Origin of the sequence: Diaphorobacter sp. ED-3 (genome assembly GCF_027625375.1) — a bacterium.
Taxonomy (GTDB): domain Bacteria; phylum Pseudomonadota; class Gammaproteobacteria; order Burkholderiales; family Burkholderiaceae_C; genus Diaphorobacter; species Diaphorobacter nitroreducens.
Genome location: NZ_CP115182.1, coordinates 1,330,578 through 1,337,500 on the forward strand (window position 1 = coordinate 1,330,578; position 6,923 = coordinate 1,337,500).

Sequence of the window (6,923 nt, forward strand, 5' to 3'; positions counted from 1 at the left end):
AGGTGCTGGTTTACAACAACATTTTTGAACACGGAGAATATCGTGAGCAATAAAGGTCAGCTTCTTCAAGACCCCTTCCTGAACGCCTTGCGTCGGGAGCATGTGCCGGTTTCGATCTATTTGGTGAACGGCATCAAACTGCAGGGTCAAATCGAATCCTTCGATCAATACGTCGTGCTGCTGCGCAATACCGTGACGCAGATGGTGTACAAGCACGCCATTTCCACGATCGTGCCTGGTCGTGCCGTCAACTTCTCGACTGCGGAACCCGCCGCCGACGGGGACAACCAGTAAGCCCCTGCGGCAGTTCAAGGCTGCGCCACGGCGCAAGCATTGCGCATCCCAGGGCACGCAGCCTTGAGTTCCCATTCTTCTCCTGACACGAAATCCACGCCTGTTCTATTGGTAGGCGTGGATTTTGGTTTGCCCCATTTCGATGCCGAACTCGAAGAGCTTGGCCTATTGGCCCAGACTGCAGGCTTGAATCCTGTCGCGCGGCTGACGTGCAAGCGAAAGACGCCTGATGCGGCGCTGTTCGTGGGTAGCGGCAAAGCCGATGAGATCCGCACTCTGGCGCAGATGCATGGCGCGAAGGAGGTGCTGTTCGACCAGGCGCTGAGTCCGGCGCAGCAGCGGAATCTGGAGCGAAGCCTGGAATTGCCCGTCAATGATCGCACGCTGCTCATTCTGGAGATCTTTGCCCAGCGCGCCCGCAGCCACGAGGGTAAGCTGCAGGTGGAGTTGGCGCGTTTGCAGTACTTGAGCACTCGACTTGTGCGGCGCTGGTCGCACTTGGAGCGTCAACGCGGGGGGATCGGTACACGGGGCGGACCGGGTGAAACACAAATTGAGCTCGACCGTCGCATGATCAGCGAAGCCATCAAGCGCACGCGGGAGCGCCTGGTCAAGGTCAAGCGCCAACGGGCGACCCAGCGGCGGCAGCGGCAGCGGCGCGATACATTCAATATCTCGCTGGTGGGCTACACGAACGCGGGCAAATCCACGCTGTTCAATGCACTGGTGAAGGCGCGAGCCTACGCGGCGGACCAATTGTTCGCCACGCTGGACACCACCACGCGTCATCTTTATTTGGGCGAAGCCGCGGGTTCGGTGTCCCTGTCCGATACCGTGGGCTTCATTCGTGATCTGCCGCACGGGCTGGTGGATGCGTTTCAGGCCACGTTGCAGGAGGCCGTGGACGCGGATCTGCTCCTGCATGTGGTCGATGCCGCCAACCCCGCCTTTCCCGAGCAGATTGCACAGGTGCAACTGGTTCTTGGTGAGATTGGCGCCGCCGATATTCCACAACTCTTGGTATTCAACAAATTGGATGCCCTCACGCCCGAAGTGCGTCCTAACGTGCGGCAAGATACCTATGAACTGGATGGGCGGGCTGTACCGCGGATTTTTGTCAGTGCCGGCCTTGGCGAAGGGGTGGCTGACTTGCGGCAGTTATTGGCAGACATGGTTCAGAAGTCACTTTCGTCGGGCATGCCCCCTGAGACGGTGGCTGAATTGAAGGGCGAGTGGGACTGATTGGGCACAATGCTGGTGTTCTATTGCTATTGAGAGTACGAGAATTCGCGCATGAACCTTCTTAACCGGGCCTCTCGCTGGGCCGTGCTGCCTGAGCGTATTCGGGGGATGTTCAATCTCAACGATCCTCGTTGGGGCCGTGGGGACGATAAGGGCGAGGGTGGGCAGCGCCCTGATTCGGAGCGCCCTTCTCCGGATAACTCACAGCGTCCACGTGGACGTGACCAGAATCCTTCGGGACAGCCGCCGGACCTGGATGAGTTGTGGCGTGATCTGAACCGCAAGCTGGGTGGGTTGTTTGGCGGCGGCGGGTCGCGTGGCCCCGCTTCTGGTGGCGGCAATGGTGGTTTCCAGCCAGACATGAAGAACGCGGGAGTTGGCGTGGGATTGATCGCCGCCATAGCGGTGCTGATCTGGCTGGGCACTGGCTTTTTCATCGTGCAAGAAGGCCAGCAAGCGGTGATCACCCAGTTCGGCAAGTACAAGAGCACGGTCAACGCCGGCTTCAATTGGCGTCTGCCTTACCCCATTCAGCGCCATGAACTGGTGTTCGTGACCCAAATCCGGTCTGCTGATGTGGGGCGGGATAGCGTCATCAAGAGCACGGGATTGCGTGAGTCCGCCATGCTGACCGAAGACGAGAACATCGTCGAAATCAAGTTCGCAGTGCAATATCGTTTGAATGACGCGCGTGCGTGGCTGTTCGAGAGCCGCAATCCGGCCGAAGCCGTGGTTCAGGCGGCAGAGACGGCGGTGCGCGAAGTCGTGGGCAAAATGCGCATGGATACCGCCTTGGCGGAAGAGCGGGACCAGATTGCTCCGCGCGTGCGCAATCTGATGCAGACCATCTTGGACCGATACAAGGTCGGCGTGGAAGTCGTTGGCATCAACCTGCAGCAAGGGGGGGTGCGCCCTCCTGAGCAAGTACAGGCGGCTTTTGATGACGTGCTCAAGGCGGGCCAGGAGCGGGAGCGCGCTAAGAATGAAGCCCAGGCTTATGCCAATGATGTGGTTCCGCGTGCCACGGGTACGGCGTCCCGCTTGATTGAGGAGGCGGCAGCCTACAAGGCGCGCATCGTGGCGCAGGCGCAGGGTGACACACAGCGCTTCAGCGCCGTCCTTGCTGAATACCAGAAGGCACCGCAGGTGACGCGAGACCGCATGTATCTGGAGAGCATGCAGCAGATTTACGGCAATGTGACCAAGGTACTGGTGGAGTCGCGGCAAGGATCCAACTTGCTGTACCTGCCGTTGGACAAGATCATGCAGAGCGTTTCACAGCAGACTTCGGCGGCTGCGGCGACCGATACGCCGCCAGCGACAGTCCCTCCTGCCGCGACCTCTCAATTCCCCGGCGATTCTCGGTTGCGTGATGCCAACCGTTCGCGCGAACGTGAGTCCCGATAGGAGAGCCGTGTGAACAGAATCGGATTTATCGCATCGACAGTTCTGTTGTTGCTGGCATTGTTCAGCTCGATGGTGTTCGTCGTCGACCAACGCCAGTTTGGCGTGGTGTACGCGTTGGGGCAGATCAAGGAAGTCATCACGGAACCAGGCTTGAATTTCAAGCTACCCCCACCTTTCCAAAACGTTCGCTACATCGACAAGCGTCTGCTCACGCTGGACAGTTCAGACACCGAGTCGATGCTGACAGCCGAGAAGCAGCGCGTGGTGATCGATTGGTATGTGCGCTGGCGCATTACCGACCCATCCGAGTACATCCGCAATGTGGGACTGGACGAGAACGCAGGTGCACTGCAGCTCAATCGGGTGGTCCGCAATGCATTTCAGGAAGAAGTCAACCGTCGCACCGTCAAGGAGCTGCTGTCGCTCAAGCGCGATGCGCTGATGTCCGACGTGAAACGGGAAGTGCTGGAAGCTGTCCGCGGCTCCAAGCCTTGGGGTGTCGATGTCGTGGACGTGCGCATCACGCGGGTCGACTACGTAGAAGCGATCACGGAGTCCGTCTATCGACGCATGGAAGCGGAACGCAAGCGCGTTGCGAATGAACTGCGCTCCACGGGCGCGGCGGAGGGGGAGAAGATTCGCGCAGACGCAGACCGGCAGCGCGAGATCACCATTGCCAATGCCTACCGCGACGCACAGAAGATCAAGGGCGAGGGTGATGCGGAAGCTGCGCGTCTGTATGCGGAGGCATTCGGCCGTGATCCACAATTTGCACAGTTCTACCGGAGTCTCGAAGCTTACAAGGCGAGCTTCAACCGCAAGGGCGATGTCATGGTGCTGGATCCGGCGAACACTGAATTTTTCAAGGTATTCAGAGGCGGGACGGGTAACGCATCTGCGACCCCCCGCCGCTGATGAGCGACTGATGGCGGTGGTCGGCTTCCATGAACGGGTTCTGGATCGCGTTGGGTTGGGTGCTGGTCATCGAAGGGCTGCTGCCCTTCGTGTCACCTGGTGGTTGGCGCCGCATGTTCACGCAGCTTTTGCAATTGCGTGACGGCCAGATTCGATTTTGCGCGCTGCTGGGGCTGATCGCTGGCGGCGCCATTCTGCTGCTCACGTAGCCTGGCCGCTTTGGGTCCCGGGGTGGGGCTTATCCATGCCGGTAGAATCAACGTTTTAACAGCCTGCCCCATCCCATGTCTGCCTGGGTCCTGCCGGATCATATTGCCGATGTCTTGCCTTCCGAGGCGCGGCACATTGAAGAACTTCGCCGCGGACTGCTCGATACTGCACGCAGTTACGGTTATGAGTTGGTGATGCCTCCTTTGCTGGAGCATCTGGAATCACTGTTGACGGGCACTGGCGAGGCGCTGGACCTCCAAACGTTCAAATTGGTGGACCAACTCTCGGGTCGATCTCTCGGCTTGAGGGCCGATACGACCCAACAGGTCGCACGCATTGATGCGCACCTGCTCAACCGGCAGGGGGTGGCGCGTCTATGCTATTGCGGCCCAGTACTGCACACGCGTCCCGATCGTCCGCATGCCACCCGGGAGCCCTTGCAGTTTGGAGCCGAGATCTACGGTCATCCAGGTATCGAGGCGGATATCGAAGCAGTGTTGCTGTCGTTGGAGTGCTTGCGTAGTGCCCACGTACAGGAGGTGAGCGTAGATCTGGCCGACGTCCGTATCGTGCGCAGTCTGCTTGCAGGACTTCCTGTCGGTATGCATCAGCTCGCCCAAGTCCACGGTGCGCTTGCTGCCAAAGATGCCAGCGAACTGGCGTCGTTGACACGCGATTTCCCGTCTGCATCGCGGGAAGGGTTGTTGGCACTGTTGCAGCTGTATGGCGATGCAGCAGTGCTGAATGAGGCCGAAAACTTGTTGAAGCCCTTTCCTGGTGCGCGCGAGGCGCTATCAGATTTGAGGGCGATTGCGGCACGAATGGACGGTGTGCGGGTCACATTTGATCTGGCAGATCTGCGGGGTTATGCCTATTACAGCGGCGCGCGTTTTGCGATTTATGCGCAGGACGCCAGTGATGCGCTGGTGCGAGGCGGCCGCTATGACGAGGTCGGCGCGGTCTTCGGCCGTAACAGGCCAGCCGCAGGCTTTAGCTTGGACGTGAAGCAGCTGGTGGGTGTGGTGTCGGCTCCGTCATTGCGTGCGGCCATCCGGGCGCCCTGGGGCGATGGTGGTGCGCTCAGTGCTGCCATTGCTACGTTGCGTCGTCAGGGCGAAACCGTGGTGTGTGTGCTGCCGGGGCACGGCAGCGAAGTGGACGAATTCCACTGCGATCGGGAGCTTGTCCTGGTGGATGGCAACTGGGTCGTAAAGGCGATTTGAGTTTCTTCAGCATTTGAATCGGGTTTGACATGAAAGCAAGCAAGGGTCGTAACGTTGTCGTGGTCGGCACCCAATGGGGCGATGAAGGCAAAGGCAAACTGGTTGATTGGCTGACTGAGAGCGCCCAGGGGGTGGTGCGTTTTCAGGGCGGGCACAACGCTGGTCACACGTTGGTCATCAACGGCGTCAAGACGGCGCTGCACTTGATTCCCAGCGGGATCATGCGCCCGGGTGTCAAGTGCTACATCGGCAACGGCGTCGTTCTCTCGGCAGGCAAATTGTTTGAGGAGATCGAGGGGCTCGAAAAAGCGGGCGTCGAAGTGCGCTCGCGTCTGCGCGTCAGTGAAGCTTGTCCATTGATCCTGCCGTTCCATGCGGCGCTGGATGTGGCGCGTGAAGCGGCGCGTGAACACGGTGGCGCCGAGAAGATTGGTACCACGGGCCGTGGTATCGGACCGGCCTACGAGGACAAGATCGCTCGCCGTGCCCTGCGCGTACAAGACCTCAAGTATCCAGAACGCTTTGCCGCCAAGCTGCGCGAATTGCTGGCGTTGCACAACCATGTCCTCAGCACCTTCCTGGGCTCGGCCAATTTTCAGTTTGGCGATGCACTCAAGCCCTACATCACGGGCGGGCAAGTGCAGTTTGAGCCGGTCTTTGAGGAGGCCATGCGGCATGCAGAGATGCTGAAGCCCATGATGGCAGATGTCTCGCGTGAACTGAACGAAGCGCATGCCGTGGGCGCAAATCTGCTGTTTGAGGGGGCGCAGGGCACATTGCTCGATGTGGACCATGGTACCTATCCCTATGTCACGTCCAGTAACTGTGTGGCGGGTAATGCGGCAGCGGGGTCGGGCGTTGGCCCGGGGCATCTGCACTACATCTTGGGGATCACCAAGGCATATTGCACGCGTGTGGGGGGAGGGCCTTTCCCGACCGAGCTTGAATGGGAAACGCCTGGAACACCGGGTTATCACATGAGTACAGTGGGCGCCGAAAAAGGGGTGACGACTGGGCGCAGCCGTCGCTGCGGTTGGTTTGATGCCGCACTCCTCAAGCGTAGCGCGCAGGTCAATGGTCTTTCAGGGCTCTGCATCACCAAGCTGGATGTTCTGGACGGGTTGAGGGAACTGTCGCTGTGCGTGGGATACGAGTTGGACGGTGAAAGGATCGACCTTCTGCCAATGGGTGCCGAAGAAATCGCACGTTGCGTACCTATTTACGAGAATATTGCCGGTTGGACGGAATCCACCGTGGGAGTGACTCGCTATGAGGACCTGCCGTCCAATGCGCGCCGCTATCTGGAGCGTATTGAGCAAGTGACGGGGGTGCCTATCGCAATGATCTCGACCAGTCCAGACCGTGATCACACGATCTTGATGCGCCATCCCTACGCGGCGGACTGAGGGCATGGTGGGGAAGTTGGAGTGTGTCGCCCGCTGTTAAGGCGATTGTTGCTATCAATTCAGGAGTTAGTATGCTGACGGAAGACGGCAAGCATTTGTACGTAAGCTACGACGAGTATCACAACCTCATAGAGAAGCTTGCGCTAAAGGTGCATCAATCCGCATGGCAGTTCGATACGATCCTTTGTCTTGCACGTGGCGGCTTGCGACCAGGGGACATTCTGAG

The 6,923-nt window shown here is 59.3% G+C and carries 8 protein-coding genes (1 of these 8 only partly in view); all 8 read left to right on the plus strand.

The window, feature by feature from the left end; genetic code table 11:
• Window positions 1–42: 42 nt before the first annotated feature.
• A complete protein-coding gene (gene hfq, locus PCQ86_RS06460) occupies window positions 43–294 on the plus strand; it encodes an RNA chaperone Hfq (RefSeq protein WP_011804607.1) in 252 nt (83 codons plus the stop codon).
• Between the two features lie 63 nt (window positions 295–357).
• Entirely contained in the window at window positions 358–1,536 is a 1,179-nt protein-coding gene (gene hflX / locus PCQ86_RS06465; RefSeq protein ID WP_270175127.1) for a GTPase HflX, read from the plus strand.
• A gap of 51 nt (window positions 1,537–1,587) precedes the next feature.
• On the plus strand, window positions 1,588–2,943 hold the full coding sequence (gene hflK, locus PCQ86_RS06470; RefSeq protein WP_011804609.1) for an FtsH protease activity modulator HflK: 1,356 nt from the start codon (window positions 1,588–1,590) through the stop codon (window positions 2,941–2,943).
• 9 nt (window positions 2,944–2,952) lie between these two features.
• Window positions 2,953–3,858, plus strand: coding sequence for a protease modulator HflC (gene hflC, locus PCQ86_RS06475; protein ID WP_011804610.1), 906 nt, complete (start codon window positions 2,953–2,955; stop codon window positions 3,856–3,858).
• 29 nt (window positions 3,859–3,887) lie between these two features.
• Window positions 3,888–4,067 (plus strand): DUF2065 domain-containing protein, encoded by a 180-nt coding sequence (locus PCQ86_RS06480; protein WP_011804611.1) that lies wholly within the window; start codon window positions 3,888–3,890, stop codon window positions 4,065–4,067.
• 75 nt (window positions 4,068–4,142) lie between these two features.
• Window positions 4,143–5,291, plus strand: coding sequence for an ATP phosphoribosyltransferase regulatory subunit (locus PCQ86_RS06485; RefSeq protein ID WP_270175128.1), 1,149 nt, complete (start codon window positions 4,143–4,145; stop codon window positions 5,289–5,291).
• A gap of 29 nt (window positions 5,292–5,320) precedes the next feature.
• Window positions 5,321–6,697, plus strand: a complete 1,377-nt coding sequence (locus PCQ86_RS06490; protein WP_047350858.1) for an adenylosuccinate synthase — start codon at window positions 5,321–5,323, stop codon at window positions 6,695–6,697.
• A gap of 71 nt (window positions 6,698–6,768) precedes the next feature.
• A protein-coding gene (locus tag PCQ86_RS06495; RefSeq protein ID WP_047350857.1) for a phosphoribosyltransferase crosses the window boundary here: on the plus strand, window positions 6,769–6,923 show its start. It continues 370 nt past the right edge of the window; only the first 155 of its 525 coding nucleotides appear in the window; it begins with the start codon at window positions 6,769–6,771; its stop codon lies off the right edge, out of view.